Origin of the sequence: Pseudomonas sp. NBRC 111123, assembly GCF_001320205.1 — a bacterium.
GTDB classification, from domain to species: Bacteria; Pseudomonadota; Gammaproteobacteria; order Pseudomonadales; family Pseudomonadaceae; genus Aquipseudomonas; species Aquipseudomonas putida_J.
Window position 1 is genome coordinate 24,392 of sequence record NZ_BCAZ01000047.1, and the last position, 21,003, is coordinate 45,394.

The 21,003-nt window shown below is 63.9% G+C and carries 21 protein-coding genes; all 21 read right to left on the reverse strand.

Annotation, left to right across the window (positions count from 1 at the left end):
- Window position 1: 1 nt before the first annotated feature.
- The 21 genes from flhA to APH27_RS20800 all read right to left on the reverse strand — a co-directional run bounded on the left by flhA (window position 2) and on the right by APH27_RS20800 (window position 20,875).
- Window positions 2-2,131 (reverse strand): flagellar biosynthesis protein FlhA, encoded by a 2,130-nt coding sequence (gene flhA, locus APH27_RS20700; protein ID WP_027921197.1) that lies wholly within the window; start codon window positions 2,129-2,131, stop codon window positions 2-4.
- 350 nt (window positions 2,132-2,481) lie between these two features.
- Window positions 2,482-3,624, reverse strand: a complete 1,143-nt coding sequence (flhB, locus tag APH27_RS20705) for a flagellar biosynthesis protein FlhB (protein ID WP_027921196.1) — start codon at window positions 3,622-3,624, stop codon at window positions 2,482-2,484.
- A 2-nt stretch (window positions 3,625-3,626) separates the two neighbouring features.
- Window positions 3,627-4,403, reverse strand: coding sequence for a flagellar biosynthetic protein FliR (fliR, locus tag APH27_RS20710; RefSeq protein WP_027921195.1), 777 nt, complete (start codon window positions 4,401-4,403; stop codon window positions 3,627-3,629).
- A gap of 7 nt (window positions 4,404-4,410) precedes the next feature.
- On the reverse strand, window positions 4,411-4,680 hold the full coding sequence (fliQ, locus tag APH27_RS20715) for a flagellar biosynthesis protein FliQ (RefSeq protein WP_027921194.1): 270 nt from the start codon (window positions 4,678-4,680) through the stop codon (window positions 4,411-4,413).
- A 21-nt stretch (window positions 4,681-4,701) separates the two neighbouring features.
- A complete protein-coding gene (fliP, locus tag APH27_RS20720; protein ID WP_156335901.1) occupies window positions 4,702-5,436 on the reverse strand; it encodes a flagellar type III secretion system pore protein FliP in 735 nt (244 codons plus the stop codon).
- A gap of 44 nt (window positions 5,437-5,480) precedes the next feature.
- Complete coding sequence (fliO, locus tag APH27_RS20725; RefSeq protein ID WP_060485782.1) at window positions 5,481-5,927, reverse strand: flagellar biosynthetic protein FliO; 447 nt, start codon at window positions 5,925-5,927, stop codon at window positions 5,481-5,483.
- Window positions 5,928-5,939: 12 nt separating this feature from the next.
- Complete coding sequence (gene fliN / locus APH27_RS20730) at window positions 5,940-6,404, reverse strand: flagellar motor switch protein FliN (protein ID WP_027921191.1); 465 nt, start codon at window positions 6,402-6,404, stop codon at window positions 5,940-5,942.
- Between the two features lie 47 nt (window positions 6,405-6,451).
- On the reverse strand, window positions 6,452-7,420 hold the full coding sequence (gene fliM / locus APH27_RS20735) for a flagellar motor switch protein FliM (protein WP_027921190.1): 969 nt from the start codon (window positions 7,418-7,420) through the stop codon (window positions 6,452-6,454).
- Between the two features lie 9 nt (window positions 7,421-7,429).
- Window positions 7,430-7,927: a flagellar basal body-associated protein FliL gene (gene fliL / locus APH27_RS20740; RefSeq protein WP_027921189.1), complete on the reverse strand. Its 498-nt coding sequence runs from the start codon at window positions 7,925-7,927 to the stop codon at window positions 7,430-7,432.
- A 356-nt stretch (window positions 7,928-8,283) separates the two neighbouring features.
- Window positions 8,284-9,594 carry a flagellar hook-length control protein FliK gene (locus tag APH27_RS20745; protein ID WP_060485776.1) on the reverse strand — a complete coding sequence of 437 codons (1,311 nt, stop codon included), beginning with the start codon at window positions 9,592-9,594 and terminating at the stop codon, window positions 8,284-8,286.
- A gap of 71 nt (window positions 9,595-9,665) precedes the next feature.
- Entirely contained in the window at window positions 9,666-10,013 is a 348-nt protein-coding gene (locus APH27_RS20750; protein ID WP_060485777.1) for an Hpt domain-containing protein, read from the reverse strand.
- A gap of 60 nt (window positions 10,014-10,073) precedes the next feature.
- Window positions 10,074-11,765: a fused response regulator/phosphatase gene (locus APH27_RS20755; protein WP_027921186.1), complete on the reverse strand. Its 1,692-nt coding sequence runs from the start codon at window positions 11,763-11,765 to the stop codon at window positions 10,074-10,076.
- Window positions 11,766-11,773: 8 nt separating this feature from the next.
- Window positions 11,774-12,079: an STAS domain-containing protein gene (locus tag APH27_RS20760; RefSeq protein WP_027921185.1), complete on the reverse strand. Its 306-nt coding sequence runs from the start codon at window positions 12,077-12,079 to the stop codon at window positions 11,774-11,776.
- A 201-nt stretch (window positions 12,080-12,280) separates the two neighbouring features.
- Window positions 12,281-12,733, reverse strand: a complete 453-nt coding sequence (gene fliJ, locus APH27_RS20765) for a flagellar export protein FliJ (RefSeq protein WP_027921184.1) — start codon at window positions 12,731-12,733, stop codon at window positions 12,281-12,283.
- 6 nt (window positions 12,734-12,739) lie between these two features.
- Entirely contained in the window at window positions 12,740-14,098 is a 1,359-nt protein-coding gene (gene fliI / locus APH27_RS20770) for a flagellar protein export ATPase FliI (RefSeq protein ID WP_060485778.1), read from the reverse strand.
- The gene (gene fliH, locus APH27_RS20775) at window positions 14,088-14,852 is read right to left on the reverse strand and encodes a flagellar assembly protein FliH (RefSeq protein ID WP_027921182.1); all 765 of its coding nucleotides are present in this window, start codon (window positions 14,850-14,852) and stop codon (window positions 14,088-14,090) included. Before fliH ends, fliI begins: the two co-directional genes overlap by 11 nt.
- A gap of 189 nt (window positions 14,853-15,041) precedes the next feature.
- Window positions 15,042-16,061 carry a flagellar motor switch protein FliG gene (fliG, locus tag APH27_RS20780; RefSeq protein WP_027921181.1) on the reverse strand — a complete coding sequence of 340 codons (1,020 nt, stop codon included), beginning with the start codon at window positions 16,059-16,061 and terminating at the stop codon, window positions 15,042-15,044.
- The gene (gene fliF / locus APH27_RS20785) at window positions 16,054-17,829 is read right to left on the reverse strand and encodes a flagellar basal-body MS-ring/collar protein FliF (protein ID WP_027921180.1); all 1,776 of its coding nucleotides are present in this window, start codon (window positions 17,827-17,829) and stop codon (window positions 16,054-16,056) included. The genes fliG and fliF overlap by 8 nt, the downstream gene beginning before the upstream one ends.
- Window positions 17,830-17,844: 15 nt before the next feature.
- The gene (gene fliE, locus APH27_RS20790; RefSeq protein WP_027921179.1) at window positions 17,845-18,177 is read right to left on the reverse strand and encodes a flagellar hook-basal body complex protein FliE; all 333 of its coding nucleotides are present in this window, start codon (window positions 18,175-18,177) and stop codon (window positions 17,845-17,847) included.
- Window positions 18,178-18,281: 104 nt separating this feature from the next.
- Window positions 18,282-19,658: a sigma-54 dependent transcriptional regulator gene (locus tag APH27_RS20795; protein WP_060485779.1), complete on the reverse strand. Its 1,377-nt coding sequence runs from the start codon at window positions 19,656-19,658 to the stop codon at window positions 18,282-18,284.
- Entirely contained in the window at window positions 19,658-20,875 is a 1,218-nt protein-coding gene (locus APH27_RS20800; RefSeq protein ID WP_060485780.1) for a PAS domain-containing sensor histidine kinase, read from the reverse strand. The genes APH27_RS20795 and APH27_RS20800 overlap by 1 nt, the downstream gene beginning before the upstream one ends.
- Window positions 20,876-21,003 lie beyond the last annotated feature (128 nt).

The following is a 21,003-nucleotide window of genomic DNA, read 5'->3' on the forward strand; positions in this document are numbered from 1 at the left end:
CTCAGCCGTTGGGGCCCACTGTGGCAACGATGGTGACTTGCTTGTTATCCGGTATTTCCTGATACGCCAGAACATGCAAATTCGGTACAGCCAGACGACCGAAGCGCGACAACATGGCACGGATCGGGCCAGCTACCAGGAGAATGGCCGGTTGGCCTTGCATTTCCTGGCGCTGGCAGGCGTCGATCAGCGAACGCTGCAGCTTTTCGGCCATGCTTGGTTCAAGAAGAACACCGTCTTCCTGACCTTGCCCGGCCCTTTGCAAACTATTGAGCAAGATCTGTTCCAACCTTGGCTCAAGGGTGATCACAGGCAGCTCGGGCTCAACACCGACAATGCTTTGGACGATGGCACGACACAATCCGACGCGTACCGCAGCCACCAGCGCGGCGGTATCTTGACTCTTGCCAGCGTTATTGGCGATGGCCTCGGCAATACTGCGGATGTCACGCACCGGCACTTGCTCGGACAACAATGCCTGCAGGACCTTGAGCAGCCCCGACAAGGAAATGACACCGGGCACCAGCTCTTCTGCAAGTTTAGGCGAAGCCTTGGACAATACCTGCAACAGCTGCTGAACCTCTTCGTGGCCGATCAGCTCATGGCAGTGCTTCTGCAGGATCTGGTTGAGGTGGGTGGCAACCACGGTACTGGCGTCAACCACCGTGTACCCCAGCGACTGCGCCTGGGCGCGCTGGCCGACGTCGATCCACACCGCCTCCAGGCCAAATGCCGGGTCGCGCGCGGCGATGCCGTTGAGGGTGCCGAACACCTGGCCAGGGTTGATCGCCAGCTCGCGGTCCGGATAGATATCAGCTTCGGCGAGGATCACGCCCATCAGCGTCAGGCGATAGGCGCTGGGCTGCAGGTCGAGGTTATCGCGGATATGCACGGTCGGCATGAGGAAGCCCAGGTCCTGGGACAGCTTCTTGCGCACCCCCTTGATCCGCGCCAGCAGCTGGCCACCCTGGTTGCGGTCGACCAGCGGAATCAGCCGGTAGCCGACTTCCAGGCCGATCATGTCGATCGGCGTGACGTCGTCCCAGCCCAGCTCCTTGGTCTCCAGTGCGCGCTGCGGCGAGGGCAGCAGGTCCTGCTGGCGCTGCGCCTCCTTCTGCGCATCAATCTTGACCTTCTGCTGCTTCTTCCACACCAGGTAGGCACCCCCCCCGGCCAGCAGGCCGAGACTGAGGAAGGCGATGTGTGGCATGCCGGGTACCAGGCCCATGATGATCATCAGCGCAGCAGACACACCCAGCGCCTTGGGCGAGTCGAACATCTGGCGGTTGATCAGCTTGCCCATGTCCTCGGAGCCCGAGGCACGGGTGACCATGATCGCGGCGGCAGTGGACAGCAGCAGTGATGGCAATTGCGCCACCAAACCGTCACCGATGGTCAGCAAGGCGTAAACCTTGCCCGCATCGCTGAACGACATGTTGTGTTGCAGCATACCGATCAGCATGCCGCCGATCAGGTTGATGAACAGGATCAGCAGGCCGGCGATGGCGTCACCGCGGACGAACTTGCTGGCACCGTCCATCGAACCGTAGAACTCAGCCTCCTGGGCCACTTCGGCGCGGCGCGCCTTGGCCTGGGCCTGGTCGATCAGGCCAGCGTTGAGGTCGGCGTCGATGGCCATCTGCTTGCCTGGCATGGCGTCGAGGGTGAAGCGCGCGCTGACTTCGGAAATGCGCCCGGCGCCCTTGGTCACCACCACGAAGTTGATGATCATGAGGATGGCGAACACCACCGCACCCACCACGTAGTTACCGCCGATCACCACCTCGCCGAAGGCCTGGATCACCTTGCCCGCGGCGCCATGGCCTTCTTGGCCATGGAGCATGACCACGCGGGTGGACGCCACGTTCAGCGCCAGGCGCAGCAAAGTCGCCACCAGCAGGATGGTCGGGAATGCGGCGAAGTCCAGCGGACGCAGGGCGTACACGCAGACCAGCAAAACCACGATCGACAGGGCGATGTTGAAGGTAAAGAACACGTCGAGCAGGAACGGCGGTATCGGCAACATCATCATTGCCAACATCACCAGCAGCAGCAACGGCACGCCCAGGTTGCCCCGACCGAGCCCGGCCAGGTTGTTGCGGGCGTTGCTGATTAACTGAGTGCGATCCACCGCGATTCCTCTTCATGCAAAACTTTGACGCCCAAGGGGCGCTTGGGCGTGGCTTTGCAAGAAGCCTTCCAACTTTGCCCGCCTCTAGGTATTTGGCGCCTGTGAGACCGAGCGCCGCCCGCGCGGCGCATCGCGGATAAATCCGCTCCTACATTCGTTGCAACCTACCAAACCTGAAACGCCATGGTTGCCAGCCTTGACGCATGACTTGAGCCGTGCGAACCGGCTGACAACCATGGCCTCACAGACATGGCCACGTTGCAACAAATGTAGGAGCGGATTTATCCGCGATGCGCCGCGCGGGCGGCGCTCGATCTCACAGGCGCCAAAAGCACCAAGGCGAATACCTGTCAGCTATCACGCCGCAGGTCTGGCGGAATCGGCAGGTCTTCCTTGAGCGGCTCAGGCCGCTTGCCCTTGCCGGAGCGGTACTGTCGAATCTGGAACACATAGGCCAGCACCTGCGCTACCGCCAGGTACAGCCCCGCCGGAATTTCCCCTTCGACCTCGGTGGAGTAGTAGATCGCCCGCGCAAGGGCCGGCGATTCGAGGATCTGCACCTTGTGCTCGACGCCGATCTCGCGAATCTTCAAGGCAATGAAGTCGGTGCCCTTGGCCACCAGCAACGGCGCCACCCCACCCTTCTCCGGGTCGTACTGCAGGGCCACGGCATAGTGCGTCGGGTTGGTGATGATCACATCAGCCTCGGGCACGGCAGCCATCATGCGCCGCTGCGACACCTCGCGCTGCAGCTGACGGATGCGCTGCTTGACCTCGGGCTTGCCTTCGCTGTCCTTGTACTCGTCCTTGATCTCCTGCTTGGTCATCTTCAGCTTCTTGTGGGTCTGCCACAGCTGGAACGGCACGTCCGCCGCCGCGATCAGCAGCAGGCCGGCAGCCATCCACAGGGCACTCCAGCCAACCACCTGAACACTGTGGATGATCGCCTGCTCCAGCGGCTCGTTGGCAATGGCCAGTAGCGCCTGGCGGTCATTGCTCAACACCACCAGCGCGACGATCAGGATGACCATGAACTTGGCCATGGCCTTGAGCAACTCGGTAAGCGAGTTCAGCGAAAACATCCGCTTGATACCCGACAATGGGTTCATCCGGCTGAACTTGGGCTGCAACAGGCTACCCGAGAAAATGAACCCGCCGAGGGCGATGGGTGAAACGAAGGCGATGACGAACAGCAGCATGAGAATGGGCTGCACTGCCCAGATCGCCATCTTGCCCGAGGCCAGCAGGAACATGCCCATCGAGCGCTCGTCGGTCAGCACCTCGCGGGTCAGGGAAAAGTTCATCCGCATCAGCGTCATCAACGTTTCCGCCAGATTGCCGCCGAATGCCAGCAGCGCACCGGCGCCGGCAAGGGTCGAGGCAACGGTATTGAGCTCCTTGGATCGGGCGATCTCACCTTTTTCGCGCGCGTCGCGCTTGCGCTTGTCGGTGGGGTCTTCTGTCTTGTCCTGGCCGCTCTCGCTCTCTGCCATGTTCAGGGCGCCCTCGCCAGTTCACGCAGCCATTGCAGCGCTTCGCTGGCCAACGTCTGGTAGTGCGAAAGCACATCGGCCAGGCCGATCCAGAAGATCCCCATGCCCAGCACCAAGGTCAGCGGGAAACCGATGGAAAAGATGTTCAGCTGTGGCGCGGCACGGGTCATCACGCCGAAGGCGATGTTCACTACCAGCAGCGCGGTGATCGCCGGCAGGATCAGCAGCAGGCCGGCACCGAACACCCACCCCAGGCGGCCGGCCATTTCCCAGTAATGGCTGACTACCAGGGCATGGCCCACCGGCAAGGTGGTGAAGCTCTCGGTCATGACCTCGAACACCACCAGGTGCCCGTTCATCAGCAAGAACAACACGCTCACCAGCATGGTCATGAACTGGCTGACCACGGCAACGTTGACCCCGTTGGCCGGGTCGACCATCGAGGCGAAGGCCATGCCCATCTGCACGGCGATGATCTGCCCGGCGATGACGAAGGCCTGGAACAGCAACTGCAGGGAGAACCCGAACAACGCGCCGACGATGACCTGCTCGCCACACAGCAGCAGGCCGCGCAGGCTCAGCGGGTCGAACTCCGGCAGCGGCGGCAGCGCCGGTACGATGACCACGGTGATGGCCACCGCCACGTACAGGCGGATGCGCGCCGGCAGCATGCGCGTACCGAAGATCGGCATGGTCATCAGCACCGCAGTCACCCGGAACAGCGGCAGGATGAAGGTGGCGACCCAGGTGCCGATCTGCGCGTCGGTCAACTCCAGCATGGCAGGCTCAACCGATCAGCTGCGGGATGCTGGTGTACAGGCCGGTGATGTACTCCATGAACTTCTGCACCAGCCAGGGCCCGGCGACGATCAGCGTGACCAGCATCACCAGCAGACGCGGGAGAAAGCTCAAGGTCTGTTCGTTGATCTGCGTGGCGGCCTGGAACATGGCCACGATCAGGCCGACCAGCAGGCTCGGCACCACCAGCACGGCAACCATCAGGGTGGTCAGCCACAGCGCGTCACGAAACAGGTCGACAGCTACTTCAGGTGTCATGCGGGGCTCTCCTAGGCGGCGTCAGACGCCGCCGAAACTGCCGGCCAAGGTACCCATGATCAGCGCCCAGCCATCGACCAGAACGAACAGCATGATCTTGAACGGCAGCGAGATGATCAGCGGCGACAACATCATCATACCCATGGCCATCAGCACACTGGCCACCACCATGTCGATGATCAGGAACGGGATGAAGATCATGAAGCCGATCTGAAATGCGGTCTTCAGCTCCGAGGTGACGAACGCCGGCACCAGGATAGTCAGCGGCACTTGATCAGGGCCGGCGATGTCGGTGCGCTTGGACAGGCGCATGAACAGGTCGAGGTCACTCTGCCGGGTCTGTGCCAGCATGAAGTCCTTGAGCGGCCCCTGGGCCTTTTCGATGGCCTGCTGGGCTGTCATCTGCTCGCTCAGGTACGGCTGCAGGGCATCCTGGTTCACCCGGTCGAACACCGGCGCCATGATGAACAGGGTGAGGAACAGTGCCATGCCGGTCAGCACCTGGTTCGACGGCGTCTGCTGCAGGCCCAGGGCCTGACGCAGGATCGAGAACACGATGATGATGCGGGTGAAGCTGGTCATCAGGATGACGAACGCCGGGATGAAGCTGAGCGCCGTCATGATCAGCAGGATCTGCAGGCTGACCGAATACTCCTGCTGCCCGTCCGCGGTGTTGGACAGGGTAATGGCCGGAATCGACAACGGGTCTGCCGCCAGGGCCAGCGGCGCAGCCAGCAGCAGCGCAAGTGGCAACATTGTGCTCAAGGTTCTTTTCAACAGCAGGCGCAAGGCGCGGGTCATCACTTCTTGTCCTTCTGATCCTTGCCCATCAGCTCCATCAGCCGCTGGGCAAACTCCGGCGTCGCCTGGCGCGCGCTGGCAGGTACTTCGACGGGTTCGGCCAGCACATGCAACGCCTCGATGCTGCCCGGGGTGTGGCCGATAAGGATCTGCTCCTTGCCAACCTGCACCAGCAACAGCCGGTCACGCGGGCCGATGGCACGGCTGCCGACGACCTCGATCACCTGCCCACCCTTGGGCGCGGCGCCCTGCATGCGGCGCAACGCCCAGGCCAGGAAGAAGATCAGCCCCACCACCAGCAGCAGGCCGAACACCATCTGCGCCAGCTGCCCACCCAGGCTGCCGGGCGCAGCGGCCGGCGCTGCAACCGGGCTGGCAGCAGGCGTGGCGGCGGCGATGGCCATTTCACTGGCCAATAGCGCGGCCAGGGCCATCATGGCCCGCATCGTGCCTTTCACTCAGCGCAGCTTCTTGATGCGTTCGCTTGGGCTGATCACGTCGGTCAGGCGGATGCCGAACTTCTCGTTGACCACAACCACTTCGCCATGGGCGATCAGCGTGCCGTTGACCAGCACATCGAGCGGCTCACCGGCCAGGCGGTCGAGCTCGATCACCGAGCCCTGGTTGAGCTGCAGCAGGTTGCGGATGTTGATTTCGGTGCTGCCCACTTCCATGGAGATGTTCACCGGAATGTCCAGGATCACATCCAGGTTCGGGCCTTCGAGGCTGACGTTTTCGTTCGGCCGCGGGGAGCTGGCGAACTCTTCCATCGGCAGGCGGCCGGCACCGGGTTTGCCGCCGTCACCGGCGAGCAGTGCGTCGATGTCGGACTGGCCGGCATCACCGGTTTCTTCCAGGGCCGCGGCCCACTCATCGGCCAGGGCCTGGTCTTCCGCGGAAGTGATCTCGTTTTCGTTAGCCATGATGTCCTCGACAGGCATTCAATTCGTAAAGAGCGACCGGCACGCAGTCAGCGGCGTTCGATCGGGTCAATGATCTGCAGGGCCAGGTTGCCCTTGTGCGAGCCCAGGCGCGCCTTGAACGACGGCACGCCATTGGCGCGCAGTACCAGGTGCTCGGGCAGCTCCACCGGGATCACGTCGCCAGCCTGCATGTGCAGGATGTCGCGCAGTTTCAGCTGGCGGCGAGCAACCGTGGCGGTCAGCGGCACCGAAACGTCCAGCACGTCCTCGCGCAGGGCCTTGACCCAGCGCTCGTCCTGGTCATCGAGGTCGGACTGGAAGCCGGCATCGAGCATTTCGCGCACCGGCTCGATCATCGAATAGGGCATGGTCACATGCAGGTCGCCGCCACCGCCGTCCAGTTCGATATGGAAGGTCGACACTACCACTGCCTCGCTCGGGCCGACGATGTTGGCCATGGCCGGGTTGACCTCGGAGTTCATGTACTCGAAGTTGACCGGCATGATCGCTTGCCAGGCTTCCTTGAGGTCGACGAAGCACTGGTCCAGCACCATGCGCACCACGCGCAGCTCGGTGGGGGTGAATTCACGGCCCTCGATCTTGGCGTGACGGCCGTCACCCCCGAAGAAGTTGTCCACCAGCTTGAACACCAGCTTGGCGTCGAGAATGAACAGCGCGGTGCCGCGCAGCGGCTTGATCTTGACCAGGTTGAGGCTGGTCGGCACGTACAGCGAATGCACGTACTCGCCGAACTTCATCACCTGCACGCCGCCCACCGCCACGTCGGCCGAACGCCGCAGGAGGTTGAACATGCTGATGCGGGTGTAGCGGGCGAAACGCTCGTTGATCATTTCCAGGGTCGGCATGCGACCACGCACGATCCGATCCTGGCTGGTCAGGTCGTAGCTTTTGATGCTGCCAGGCTCGGCAACGCTCTCGGTCTGTACCAGCCCATCGTCGACGCCATGCAAGAGGGCATCGATCTCATCCTGGGACAGCAGGTCCTGTACGGCCATTGCGGACTCCTACTGCAATACGAAATTGGTGAACAGCAACTGGTCGACCACCGGCCTGCCGACTTCTTTCTGCGCCACTTCCTGAACCACTGCGGTGGCTTTCTGACGCAGCATCTCCTGGCCCACCGAACTGGCCGCGAGGGTATCGAAGCCCTGCCCGGAGAACATCATCACCAGGTTGTTGCGGATGACCGGCATGTGCACCGAGAGTGCGTCCAGGTCGGCCTGATTACGGCCCTGCATGGTGATGCTCAGCTGCATGTAGCGCTGGCGGCCGTTCTGGTTGAAGTTGACCACGAAGGCGGGCGCCAGCGGCACGTAGATCGCGGCGGCCTTGACGTTGGTAGCGGCCGCTTCAGGGGCGGGTGCCGATTCACTCTTGTGCATGATGAACCAGGTGGCGCCCACCGACAGGCCGACCGCCAGCAGCAGCGCCAGCACCAGCAGCAGGATCAGCTTGAGTTTGCCTTTTGCGGCGGGGTCTTTCACTGCGTCGCTCTTCGCCATGCCAATAATCCGTCGTCCATCGGGGTTTCAAAGGAGGATGACGTGGCTTGAGCAAGTGTTATGCCAGATTTGGATTGTGAGGGGTTTGGCTTGAGAGGTGTGGCGCCTGCGAGATCGAGCGCCGCCCGCGCGGCGCATCGCGGATGAATCCGCTCCTACATCTGTTGCAACGTGGCCATGCCTGAAAGGCCATGGTTGTCAGCCTTGTTTGCAAGGCTCAAGACATGCGCCAAGGCAGGCGACCATGGCGTGACAGGTTCGGCACGTTGCAACAAATGTAGGAGCGGATTCATCCGCGATGCGCCGCGCGGGCGGCGCTCGATCTCACAGCCGCTGCATATCCAAAGCCAAACCCATCAAGCGTAATAATCGACCGCACTGTCGCCAATCACCACCTGCTGCTCCACTGGCCGGGAAACTTCAGCCGGCTCACCCTGCTCGCCCCCGCCACCCTGCGCCCGCCGGGCGGCGACCCCGGACAACTGCGAGCCATCCTGTTGCGCCTGCTGCTGTTGCTGGCGGGACTGATCGGCGACATTGACGTCCGGCTGCGCCAGCCCCTGCTGAGCAAACAGCTCGCGCAGGCGATACACCTGGCTGTCCAATGCATCTCGTACGCCAGCATGGCCGCTGACGAAGGTGATCTGGGTGGACTGGTCAGTCGCGACATTGACGCGGATATCGAGGCGACCCAGCTCGGCCGGCTCCAGCTGGATATCCGCCGACTTGAGGTTCTGGCTGGACAGGTACATGACCCGGTTGACCAGGCCTTCGGCCCACGCTCCCTGGTTCATCTGCAAGGGCTGATGCAAAGGGTTGGCGCTTACCGGCAGGGCATTGGCGGTCTTCGCGGTAACTGCCTGGGTCAGGCTGGCCAGGCGGTTGGCAAAGTCATCGACCCGGGTATCGCTGCTGGCGCTCTTGGTGTCCTTGAGCCCGTCTTCGAGCAAGGCGCCGAAGGCCTTGTCGCCGGTCTCGGATTTGCCTGCCTGGCCCTCGACCTTGTCGATCAGGGTCGCCAACGGATTGACGGCCGCCTGACCATCTTCGGGCTGCGCCTTGGAGGCGTCGGCAGCATGCGCCGAGGTCGTACCTTTGGCCTGAGCAGTCTGCTCCAAGGCCAGGCGCAAGGTCGGCAGGTTGGCCAAAGGATCGGCATCCGGGTCGAAGGCATCAGCATCGGCCTCGGGCGCTGCCGGCAACGGCGCGGCAACCTCGGCCACCGGCTGCTGCATCGCGGCCTGCAACACCGGCGCGACTGCCTCGGCCTGAGCCTGCAGTAACTGCGCGCCGGGCTGTGCATCGGTCACCTGGCCAGCAACCAGGTTGGCATCAAGCGACCCCGAATCGCTGGGCGCTGCAGCATCGGCAGTATCCGGCGCTGCATCGTCTGCTGGCAATTTGTTGCCGTCATCGGCAACCGCCGGTTTATCGGCGTCCTGCTTCTTGCCGCCTTGGGCAATGTCGGGTTTGTCTTTCGGGCCGGGCTGAGCAACCTTGTCGTTGCCCGCAGGCACCTTGTCACGCCCCTGCCCGGCCATGACCTTATCGAAGCCGCCGCCCAGCCCGCCCGCCGCCTGCAGCGGCTTGTCCGCCCGCGAGGAACCTGCGTTCGACACCTTGCTCACGGTGTTGGCTTGCATCAAAGGGTTGGGTGCGACAGGCATTGAGCGGTCTCCGCGCCAGAAACTGGAATATCATCTGGCCACAGAGAGGCAAAAGTCGCGCCAACTTGCCATCAGCTCGCTGAGACGCGCTCACGCTCGCCGCGATAGAAGCACTGCACTTCCAGATATTCCTCGTCGATCCGGTTGATCAGGTCTTCGATGCCATACATCGGTCGCACCTTTACCCGCTCTTCCAGTTGCTCGCACAACCGGGCGAGGCCAACAGCCCCCATGTTGCTGCTGCTGCCCTTGAAGCTGTGCGCGGCCATGCCGAGTTCATCGGCGCTTTTGGCCTCATGGAGCTGGCTCAAACGCCGCTCGGAGTCTTCCAGAAAGGTTTCCAGCAGCTGCAGGTAGCCATCTTCCATGACCTCCTGCAAATCGCTGAGTACCTTGTGGTCAATATGCATGTCAGTCACTTGCTCACTCCTTGATCAAGCCGGATTATGCCTGAGCCGCCCTGCGGCCCTCCAGGCGCATCACCAATCGAACTGAACGTGGGCGCAACGGCCACCTTCGCGCCATTCGGCGCGGCTGCCCAGCCGCTGCACCAGCTTCAGCCCGCGACCGCTCAAGTCCTGCTCAAGGGACGGGCGCGACAACACGCCGCACACATCGAACCCCGCGCCACTGTCGCGGACCTCGATGGTAAGACGCCCGCCCGCCCCTGACGGTTCCACCTTCAGGTCGATGCGCACGAAACCTTCGGCCAACGCCAGCAGGCGCCGGGCCCGCTCCTGATAGTAGTCGGCAAACCCCTGCACATCACGCTTGAGCTGCGAATCCAGGCCCAGCACACCATGCTCCAGGGCATTGGAATACAACTCGCTGAGCACACTGTGCAAGGCGCCGGTGCGCGGCCGCAAGCCATGGATCTCCTGCAACAACTGCACCAGGTAGGGCACCGGGTTGAAACGCTTGAGGCTTTCGCCACGCAATTCAAACCCCAGTGACCAGTCCAGCGGGCTGGAGCGCCCGCTATCGGAATACAGGGTCGGAGCAGGTACCCGGTCATCGCCACTGAACATACGAATGTCACACAGGCTGATGTCATCCCGCGGGCGCCCGCCGAAACGCTCCAGGGCCTGCATGACCTCATCGAACAGCCGCGCCGGGTCGCGATTGGCAGCCAGCACCTCGCGCAAGCGCTCGACACCGAACAGGCGCTCCTGCTCGTCTGCGGTATCGACCACGCCATCGGACAGCAACAACAGCCGCTCCCCCGCCGCCAGTGGCAGCACTTCGGTGCTGTCGTCGAAGCGCTCTGGCGCCAGAATGCCAAGCGGCAGGTGCCGCGACCCCAGGCAACCCAGCACTTGCCCGCCAGCCGACAGTCGGTAGCCATCCGGCATGCCGCCATTCCACACTTCCACGGCACCGCGCTGCACGCTCATGTTTAGCAGCAGTGCGCAGCAGAACATGTCCACCGGCAGGATGCGCTTGAGCTTGGCATTCATCTCGCGCAGCATCTGTGGCATGCCGTAGCCTTTGGCAGTCATGCCGTAGAACACTTCCGCCAGCGGCATCGCACCGACTGCAGCAGGTAAACCATGGCCGGTGAAATCGCCGAGCAGCACGCGCATGTCCCCGGCCGGGGTGAACGCAGCCAGCAGCAGGTCACCATTGAACAGGGCATAGGGCGACTGCAGGTAGCGGATGTTCGGCGCAGTGATGCAACCGGAGTGGGCGACCTTGTCGAACACCGCCTTGGCCACCCGCTGCTCGTTGAGCAGGTGGTGATGGTGGCGGGTGATCTGGTCACGCTGCTCGAGCACGGTCGCCTGCAAGCGACGCAGGCGGTCCATGGCGCGGATCTTGGCACCGAGGATCACCGCACTGTAGGGCTTGGCCATGAAGTCGTCACCCCCAGCCTCCAGGCAACGCACCAGGGCATCCTCCTCGCTCAGCGAGGTCAGGAAGATGATCGGCACCAGCGCCTCGCCGGCCAATGCCTTGATCTGGCGCGCGGCCTCGAAACCATCCATCACCGGCATCAAGGCGTCGAGCAAGACCAGCTGCGGGCGCTTCTCGGCAAACAACGCGACGGCCTGTTCGCCATTTTCCGCCGTGAATACCTGGTGACCCTGGCGACGGACGATCTGCGCCAGCAGCAGGCGGTCGACCGCCCCGTCCTCAGCCACCAGTACGGTCAACGCCTGCTCGGCCGGCATCTGGGCACTCAACTGATATCGAACAGTTTTTCGAAATTGGAAATGGCCAGGATCTTGCGCACGTCAGAACTGGCATGTACCACGCGCACGTCCGAGTCGTCACCGCCGGCATGGTCACGCAGCAACAGCAGCATGCCCAGCGCGGAGCTGTCCAGGTAGGTGGCGTCCTTCAGGTCGACCACCACCGAGTCGGGCTTTTTAGGGTGGCGCTCATAGGCATCACGAAATTCCTGATGCTTGCCGAAATCGAAGCGCCCCTTGACCTTGATCGTGAGTTTTTTCCCGTCCTGCGAAAAATCAGTCTCGACTGCCATGCTAGCGATTCCTTCGATGATGGCGAATGCAACTCTTCAAGGTTTAGCAGCCCGCGGCTGGACTATCAAGGCAAGCCGGCACAGGCCCCTTCGCGGCGGCTCGGCCCCCCCGACAAGCCCACTCCCACAGCGACCGCACTGCTCCCGGGCCTTGCGCTGTTCCCGTGGGAGCGAGTTTACCCGCGAAGAGGCCGGCACAGGTTACAGATGACCTTGCCTGGGCAAGCGCTGCGACAGTTCGTCCAGCAAACGCTGCTCGCGCTTGTCTTCCGCCCGTCGCGCCTCCTCCAGATAGCGCTGCACCAGCTTGCGCAGCCCCTCCACCCGGGCATAGGCCTGCTGCCAGGTGCCGCGGGCGTTCTTCAGGTTGTTCTCATGCCAGGCCAGGCTCTGCCGTTGCTGGGTCATGGCCGTTTCCAACTGAGCCAGGAAGCGCTGGTAATTGAGCAGCCAACTGCCATTCACGCCCTGCCCGCCACGGCTGATCCACTGGGCCTGATAACCTTCGCGGAACGACTCCAGCTCAGCCAGCTTGGCCTGGGCCTGAACCATCTGCTGCTGGAAGTGCCCCACGCGCTGGGCGGCCTTGCGTTCAGCCTCTTCGGCCATGTTGACCACAGGGGCCAGGCGGGCAGCGCGACCGGGCAGGCTCATGGCCTATCAACCCTTCGCCGGCGGCGTGAAGATCGCCCCCAGCTCGTCGCGGCTCTGGCCCATGCCGACATTTTCGTCCAGCCCCTGGCGCAGGAAGTCCACCAGCCGCGGCTGCAAGGCGATCGCCAGGTCGGTTTCCGGGTCACCACCGGCCACGTAGGCGCCGACGCTGATCAGGTCACGGCTCTGCGACAGCCGCGACCACAGTTGCTTGAATTTCTGTGCCTGGCGCAAGTGGTCGGGATCCACCACCTGCGGCATGACCCGGCTGATCGAGGCTTCGATGTCGATGGCCGGATAATGGCCCTCTTCGGCCAATCGCCGGGACAGCACGAAGTGGCCGTCGAGCACACCCCGCGCCGAGTCGGCGATCGGGTCCTGCTGGTCGTCACCCTCGGACAACACCGTGTAGAAGGCGGTAATCGAGCCGCCACCGGGCTCGCCGTTACCGGCGCGCTCCACCAGCTTGGGCAGCTTGGCGAACACCGACGGCGGGTAGCCGCGGGTGGCAGGTGGCTCGCCGATGGCCAGGGCGATTTCGCGCTGTGCCTGGGCGAACCGGGTCAGTGAGTCCATCAGCAGCAGGACGTTCTTACCCTTGTCGCGGAAGTACTCGGCAATGCGCGTGCAATACATGGCCGCGCGCAAACGCATCAGCGGTGCGTCGTCAGCAGGCGATGCCACGACCACCGAGCGCTTGAGCCCCTCTTCACCGAGGATGTGCTCGATGAACTCCTTGACCTCGCGGCCCCGCTCACCGATCAGGCCGACCACGATGATGTCCGCTTCGGTGAAGCGGGTCATCATGCCCAGCAGCACCGATTTACCGACGCCGGTACCGGCGAACAGGCCCAGGCGCTGGCCACGGCCGACGGTGAGCAGGCCGTTGATGCTGCGGATCCCCACGTCCAGCGGCTTGCTGATCGGGTCACGGTTGAGCGGGTTGATGATCGGCCCATCCATCGGCACCCAATCCTCGGCACGCATGCCGCCCTTGCCGTCGAGGGCGCGCCCGGCGCCGTCGAGCACTCGGCCCAGCATGCTCATGCCCATGGGCAGGCGACCACTGTCGTCCAGCGGCACCACGCGCGCGCCCGGCGCGATGCCGGCAATGCTGCCCACGGGCATCAGGAACACCTTGTTGCCGGCAAAGCCCATCACCTCGGCCTCGACCTGCACCGGGTGGTAGCTGTCGTCGTTGATGACCAGGCAACGTCCGCCTACCGCGGCGCGCAGGCCTTCGGCTTCAAGGGTGAGGCCGACCATGCGCAGCAGGCGGCCTTCGACCACCGGTTGCACCGGCAGCCCGATCGCGTCGGCGTAGCCGCCCAGGCGTTTGCCGAAGCTGGTGCGGTCAAGGCGCATCGCTGGCGTCCAGTTCGACCGACATGTCCGCCGCCGCCGGGTGCAAGGCCTGATCGTGCAGCTGGTCGAACAACTGCGCCACGGCTTTCTCGATGCGGGTTTCCATGGTCGCGTCGATGCGACTGTGCAGGGTCTCGATCCGGCAGCCACCTGGCAGCAGGGCCTCATCTTCGAGCAGCTTCCAGCTTTCTTCATGGCGCTCGCGCAGGGCCTTGGCCAGCTCGAAATCCTGCGGGTTGAGGTGGATGCGGATGTTATCGGCCCCCATCGGCAACAGCTTCAACGCTTCGCGCAACACTTGGGTGATCTGGCTGGAGTCGCTGCGCAGTTCCCGGCCGATGACCTGGCGCGCCATGTGCGCGACCAGGTGCACCACGCTGCGTTCGATCTGCGTGTCCTGCTCGGCGATCGGGTCGAGCAGGTGCCCCATCAGCTGCTCCAGGCTGGCCAGCTTGGCGGCGAGCGCTTCCTCGGCCTCCTGGCGCACCTTCAGCTGCGTGCTGTGGAATCCCTCACGCTCACCGGTGGCAAAGCCTTCGTTGTAGGCCTCCTGGCGGATCGCTTCGAGCTCTTCGAGGGTCAGTGGCTGGACTTCTTCCAGCGGCACTTCCTCGACTTCTTCCTCGACCACTTCCGGCGCAGGCTCAGGTTCCGGCTCAGGCTCCGGGTCGAAGCTGGGCAGCGCCCAGACGTCGACGCCCTCGAGGTCGCGGGCACGGATCAGGTCGCTGGGGTGGGATTCTTTGGTGGGCATGTTCTCGGCTACTCATCTGCGAGCGACACGATCCTTGTAGGAGCGGCCTTGTGTCGCGAAAGGGCTGCGAGGCAGCCCCAGGATTTCAGCGTTGTCGCATAAATTGCTGGGGCTGCTTCGCAGCCCTTTCCGACCGGTCCGGCGTCCCGGCAAGGCCGCCCCCACAGGGGGGTCGTGTCACCTGATGGATCAGATCATTTCCTCGGCACCCTTGCCGCCGAGCACGATCTCGCCGGCCTCGGCCATGCGACGGGCGATGGTGAGGATTTCCTTCTGCGCCGTTTCCACGTCGCTGACGCGCACCGGGCCCTTGGCCTCGAGGTCGTCGCGCAGCAGTTCCGAGGCACGCTTGGACATATTCTTGAAAATCTTGTCCTTGACCCGCTCGTCGGCGCCCTTGAGCGACACCACCAGCACGTCGGACGACACTTCGCGCAGCAGCGCCTGGATACCGCGGTCGTCGACATCGGCCAGGTTGTTGAAGACGAACATCAGGTCTTCGATCTGCTCCGACAGGTCGTTGTCGATCTCGCGGATCGAGTCCATCAGCGCACCTTCCACGGAGCTGTCGAGGAAGTTCATGATGTCGGCGGCACGCTTGATGCCACCCAGGGTGGTGCGCGCGGCATTGGAGTTGCCCGAGAACTGTTTCTCGAGAATCTGGTTCAGCTCCTTCAACGCTGCCGGTTGCACGGTGTTCAGCGAGGAAACGCGCAGGATGATGTCCAGGCGCACCTTGTGGTCGAAGTTGCTCAGCACTTCACCGGCCTGGTCAGGGTCGAGGTAAGCGACCACGATGGCCTGGATCTGCGGGTGCTCGTAGCGGATCACATCGGCCACGGCGCGCGGCTCCATCCACTTGAGGCTGTCCAGGCCGCTGGTGTTGCCACCGAGCAGGATACGGTCGATCAGGCCATTGGCCTTGTCCTCGCCGAGGGCCTGGTTGAGCATCTTGCGGATGTAGCCATCGGAGCCCACGCCCAGGCTGGTCTGGTCGCCGACGATCTCGACGAACTCGCTCATCACCTGCTCGACCTGCTCACGGTGCACGTTGCCCATCTGCGCCATGGCCACACCGACCCGCTGCACTTCTTTCGGGCCCATGTGACGCAGGACTTGCGCAGCATCGGTCTCACCGAGCGACAGCAGCAGGATCGCAGCCTTGTCGACGCGGCTCAGCTTGGCGGTAATGGCTCGATTGTCACTCATCGGCGTTGATCCACTCTTTCACGACCTGGGCCACGCGGCCCGGGTCTTCGGCCACCAGGCCTTTGATTGCGTTGAGCTGTGCTTCGTAACCCTCGCTCGGGCTCGGCAACAGAATGCTTGACGGGCCACCGAGGCTGACACGGTCGTTGGCCAGTTCGCCATCCAGACCGATCATCCCGCCCAGTTCCATGTCGCTGTCCGCAGCAGCCTGCTTGCCGCCACCGGTGATGTTGTTCAGGACCGGACGCAGCACGCCGAACACCAGCACCAGGATGAACAGTACGCCCAGCACCTGCTTGACGATGTCCCAGAACCACGGCTGCTGGTAGAACGCGATATCAGCGATCTCCTCGCCACGGTCGGCGGCGAACGGCACGTTGATCACCGTCACGCTGTCACCGCGACTGGCATCGAAGCCCACCGCGTCCTGCACCAGGCGGGTGAAGCGCGCCAGGTCTTCAGCGCCCCATGGGGCACGGGTGCTCTCGCCATTGGCGCCAACCTTGACCTGGTCGTCGACCACCACCGCCACCGACAGGCGGGTCAGGCGACCCTGCTGCTGGCGGGTGTGGCTGATCGAGCGGTCCAACTCGAAGTTCTTGGTAGTCTGCTCACGCTTGTCCGACGGGTACGGGGCGAGCATCGGCTGGCCGGTGGCCGGGTCCATGATCTGCTGGCCGTTGGCATCCACCAGCGGCTGGCCAGGCTGGATTGCAGCGGCCGGCGCGGCAGCGCCACCGGTGGTTTGCGGTGCCGACGCCGGGCCTGGCGGCTGGTTGCTCAGCGCGCCGGGTACGCCCTGCGGGCCCTGGCTGCTCGCGCGCTGCTCGTTGACCGCCTGCTCGCTGCGCAGCGCCGGCTGGTCCGGGTTGAACTGTTCGGACGTCGATTCGACCGCACTGAAGTCCAGGTCGGCGGAAACCTCGGCCTTGTAGCGGTCATTGCCCAGCACTGGCTGCAGGATGTTGTGCACACGCTGGGTGAGCATGCCTTCCATGCGGCGGCTGTAGTCGAACTGCTTGCCGGCCATGGTCAGCGCGGTGTCCTGCAACTGCTCGGAGAGCAGGTTGCCGCGCTGGTCGACCACGGTGACTTGCGACTTGTCCAGCTCCGGCACACTGGTGGCGACCAGGTTGACGATCGCCATCACCTGGCCCGCTTCCAGCGAACGGCCCGGGTACAGTTCGACCAGCACCGAAGCGCTTGGCTTGCGCTCGTCACGCACGAAAACCGAGCTTTTCGGAATAGCCAGGTGCACGCGGGCGGCCTTGACGTTGTTCAGGCTGGAAACGGTACGCGCCAACTCACCTTCCAGGCTGCGGCGATAGCGGGTGGCTTCCATGAACTGGCTGGTACCCAGCCCTTGCTCTTTGTCGAGCAGCTCGAAGCCGACATTGCCATCGCTCGGCGCCACGCCGGCCGCCGCCAGTTTCAGGCGCGCACGGGAGAGGTCGTCGGCCTTGACCAGCAGAGCACCGGAGTTGGGCTCGACATGATAGGGAATGTCTGCGGAGGCCAGGGTATCCATGACCTGCTTGGTGTCCATGCCGGCCAGGCTGCCGTACAGCGGACGGTAATCCGGCTGCTGCGACCACAGCACCACGGCGAAGCCGATCGCCACGCTGGCCGCCAACCCGACCAGCAGGCCGACCTGACGCAGCATGGGCATCTGCGAGATGTTTTCCAGAAACGCCATGTTCAACAGCGGCGGCTTGGAACCTGGCGCGCTGCTCTTGGCAGGGGCGTTATCGACAACTGCATCAGCCATGACTTACTTCCGTCCTCAAACCGGCATCTGCATGATGTCTTGGTACGCCTGGACCAGCTTGTTGCGTACCTGGGTCAACGCCTGCATGGACACGCTGGCTTTCTGCGAGGCGATCATCACGTCGGTCAGGTCAACGCCGCTCTTGCCGATCTCGAAGGCATTGGACAGCTGGGTCGACGCCTGCTGGGTCTCGTTGACCTTGCCGATGGCCTGGCCGAGCATGTCGGCAAAGGTGCTTTGGCCAGGCGCCAGCTCGGGGGCGGCGGTGGCTTTGGGCAACGACATGGCATCGGCCTGCATGGCACGCATGTCCAGCATCAGACGATTGAATTCAACACCTTGGCTCATGACCTTCTCTCTCCGGCGGCCGCATTTTTTTGACACTCATGCGGCGGATAGCCCTGAACTAGCAACACGTGTGCCAGCCCTGCGCAAACATACAAATGAATGCTTCAGCCGAACAGGCTGGCTTCCACGTCGAGCCCGGCATCACGCATCTGCGCCAGCTTGTAGCGCAGGGTACGTGGGCTGATGCCCAGCTTTTCGGCAGCTTCCTTGCGCCGCCCGCGCTCGGTGCGCAGGGTATCGATGATCATCTGGAATTCATGACGACGCATATCGTCGCCCAGGCCTCCGGAGTCGCCCACCGCTTCCGCGGATAGTGGCGATACAGTGGCCGCCGCCCCGACTGACAATGGAATGGCGCCCGCCAGACAAAAATCCGCCGCCTCGATCACCCCGCCCTGCTGCAGGATCAGCGCCCGTTGCAAGGCGTTGTCCAGCTCACGCACGTTGCCCGGCCAGGCATGCGCCTGCAGGCAGGCGCAGGCCTGGGCAGACAGCCGCACTGGCGCGTGCTTCATCTTCGCCACGTGGCGCGCCAGCAGGCGCTCGGCCAGCGGCAGGATATCGCCAGCGCGCTCGCGCAGTGGCTGCCAGGCCAGCGGGAAAACCGAAAGCCGGTAGTACAGGTCTTCGCGGAAGCGCCCCGCCGCCACTTCGCCCGCCATGTCGCGGTTGCTGGTGGCCAGCACACGAATATCCAGAGCGATCGGCTTGCGCCCACCGACCCGCTCCACCTCGCGCTCCTGCAGCACGCGCAGCAGCTTGGCCTGCAGCCCCAGGGGCATCTCGGAAATCTCGTCGAGCAGCAAGGTGCCACCCTCGGCCTGCTCGAACTTGCCGGCCTGGGCGGCGATGGCGCCGGTGAAGGCCCCCTTCTCGTGGCCGAACAGCGTGGCCTCGAGCATGTTGTCCGGGATCGCCGCGCAGTTGATCGCAACGAACGGCTGCGCCGCCCGCGGCGATTGCTGGTGAATATAGCGCGCCAGCACTTCCTTGCCGGTGCCCGACTCACCGGAAATGAGTACGGTCGAATCGCTGCGAGCCACGCGTGCAGCCAGCTCCAACAGCTGTCGACTGGCGGCCTCACAGGCTACCGGCCCTTCATTGTCAGTGGCCGTCAGGCGCCCGGCGGCGTGGCGCTCGACCAGGCTCAACAAGGCTTTGGGCTCGAACGGCTTGACCAGGTAATCCGCAGCCCCTTGGCGCATGGCCTCCACCGCACGCTCGACGGCCGCGTGGGCGGTCATCAGCAACACCGGCAACTGGGGATGATGACGGCGTAGCTGCGCCAGCAGCTCATGACCATCCATCCCCGGCATGTTCACGTCACTGACCACCAGGCTGTAAGCCTCGCCTGCCACTGCCTGCAGCGCCTCTTCGGCACTGCCGACGGCATCGAAGGCGAAGCCACCGATCTCCAGGGTATCGCCCAGCGCCTGGCGCAATACGCGGTCATCTTCGACCAGCAGCACCTTGATTGCCATCACACGACCTCCGTTGCCTGCCCGTCGATCAACGGCAGCTCAACTTTTACACAGGTGCCACGCCCGACCTTCGAGCGCAGCTGCAACTTGCCCTGGTGCGCACGCACCACGGCCATGACCACCGCCAGCCCGAGCCCGGTGCCGGTGGCCTTGGTAGTGAGGAACGGTTCGCCCAGGCGCCCCAGCAACTCGGCATCGATGCCACTGCCGGCATCGCTGATGTTCAGGTGCAAGGTGCGCTCACGGCGGAACAGGTGCACCTTGAGCCGCGCCGGGCTGTCGCTGGCCTGCAAGGCGTTCTCGATCAGGTTGAGCAAGGCACCGACCAGGGTGTCGCGATTGCACAGCAACTCACCCAGGTGGCTGTCGCACTGCCAGCGCACGGCGTGCCCTTGCACATGGGGCTGAGCCGCTTGCTGCAGGGCCTGGAACAGGGCTTTGGGGGTCAGCCGATCCCCCAGCGGCAGCTCGCCACGGGCGAACACCAGCATGTCGCGCACCTGGTGCTCCAGCTCGTGCAGGCGCTCTTTCAGGCTGCCGGCGAAGCGCTGGCGGGTTTCTGGCGCGAGCTCGCGCTCACCGTCGGCCAAGTGGCTGGCATAGAGCATGGCGGCCGACAGCGGCGTACGGATCTGGTGCGCCAGCGAGGCGACCATGCGCCCCAGCGAAGACAAGCGCTCATGCCGGGCCAACTGGTCTTGCAAACGACGGGTTTCAGTCAGGTCGTTGAGCAATACCAGCTGACCTGGTTCGGCATCCAGCGAACGCGTGGCGATCGACAACCGCCGACCATCGCGCAGCGAGACCTCATGGCCGTCGTCCTTGCGCGGGGCGAAGCTGCGCGCGATCACTTGGCGCCACAGCTGGCCGACCACAGGCTCGCCGAGCATTTCGCAGGCTGCCGGATTGGCCTCGCGCACCAGGCCTTGGTCGTCGATCACGATCACCCCGCCCGGCAGCAGGTCGAGCAGGTTCTGCAGGCGGTTGGCCAGGCGCTCCTTTTCGTTCAACTCGGCCATGCGCTGCGCACCGACCACTGCCAGCTCGCCCTTGAGCTCGCTGACGCGGGCTTCGAGCATGCTGTAGGACTGGTTGAGCTGAGTGGAAACCTGATTGAACAGGGCAAACGCCTGCTCCAGCCCCTGTCGACTCTCCTGTTCGACCGGGGTACGCCCCTGCGGATCAGGGACTCGGGAAAAGTGGGCGGCCTGGGGCATCGTGCTCTCTCGCGTGGCTGACCGTCATAAAAACGGTGTGGTGCCAGCGGAGTAGCAATAGCCGTGCCGGGGTTGGGGGGGTGCCGGAGAGGGAACAGTTTGAGGTTTGTGGTGTGGCGTAGATCGAG